This is a genomic window from bacterium, from assembly GCA_024228115.1.
Taxonomy (GTDB): Bacteria; Myxococcota_A; UBA9160; order UBA9160; family UBA6930.
This window is the reverse complement of sequence record JAAETT010000316.1, coordinates 1-1,219: the sequence shown is the minus strand read 5'-3', so window position 1 is coordinate 1,219 and position 1,219 is coordinate 1. Positions and strand designations below refer to the sequence as shown.

The following is a 1,219-nucleotide window of genomic DNA, read 5'->3' as shown; positions in this document are numbered from 1 at the left end:
CACGACGGCTCCGAGACCATCGGTGACTCCTTCTCGTACACCATCGATGATGCCTCGGGCGCAACCTCCAACGTCGCCAGTGTGACCGTCACGGTCACGCCCCAGAACGACGCCCCCACCGCCGCCAACGACTCGGCTTCAGTCAACGAGGGTGCGAGCGTCGTCATCGACCTCTCGGGAAATGACACCGATCCCGACAACGCCCTCGACCTCTCCTCGATCGTCATCACGAGTGCTCCGGCGAACGGCACCCTGGTCGACAATGGTGATGGCACGCTGACCTACACTCACGACGGCTCCGAGACCGTCGGCGACAGCTTCTCCTACACCATCGACGATGTCTCCGGCACCACCTCCAACGTCGCGGCCGTCACCCTCACGATCAACCCGATCAACGATTCCCCCACCGCGGTCGCGAACGCCGCCTCGGTCGACGAAGGCGCGAGCGTCGTCATCGATCTCGCGGGCAATGACACGGATCCGGACGACGGCCTGGACTTGACCTCGATCGTCATCACGAGCGCCCCCGCCAACGGCAGCCTGGTGGACAACGGCGATGGCACCCTCACCTACACACACGATGGGTCCGAGACCGTCGGAGACTCCTTCTCCTACACCATCGACGACGTCTCCGGTGCTACCAGCAACGTCGCCAGCGTCACCGTCACCGTGAATCCCTTGAGCGATCCACCCACCTCAGTCAACGATTCAGCCACGGTCGACGAGGGCAGCTCGGTCGTCGTCGACCTCGCGGGCAACGACACGGACCCGGACGACGCCCTGGATCTGACCTCGATCGTCATCACTAGCGCCCCCGCCAACGGGAGCCTGGTCGACAACGGCGACGGCACCTTCACCTACACGCACGATGGCTCCGAGACGGTGGGAGACAGCTTCTCATACACCATCGACGACGTTTCGGGAGCCACCAGCAACGTCGCCGCCGTCACTCTCACGATCAACCCCATCAACGATGCGCCAACCGCGGTCGCCAACGCCGCCTCGGTCGATGAAGGCGCCGCGGTCATCATCAACCTCACCGGCAACGACACCGATCCCGACAACGCCCTGGATCTTGCCTCGATCGTGATCACCTCGGCCCCCGCCAACGGCAGCCTGGTGGACAATGGTGACGGCACCCTCACCTACACCCATGACGGGTCCGAGACGGTCGGGGACTCCTTCTCCTACACGATCGATGACGTCTCCGGCGCGACCT

1 protein-coding gene is annotated in these 1,219 nt (G+C 64.4%); it reads left to right on the top strand.

Annotated features, from left to right (window positions below; all coding sequences use genetic code 11):
• Positions 1–1,219, top strand: a 1,219-nt coding sequence (locus tag GY937_14005) for a tandem-95 repeat protein (GenBank protein MCP5057816.1), incomplete at both ends; no start/stop codon positions are given.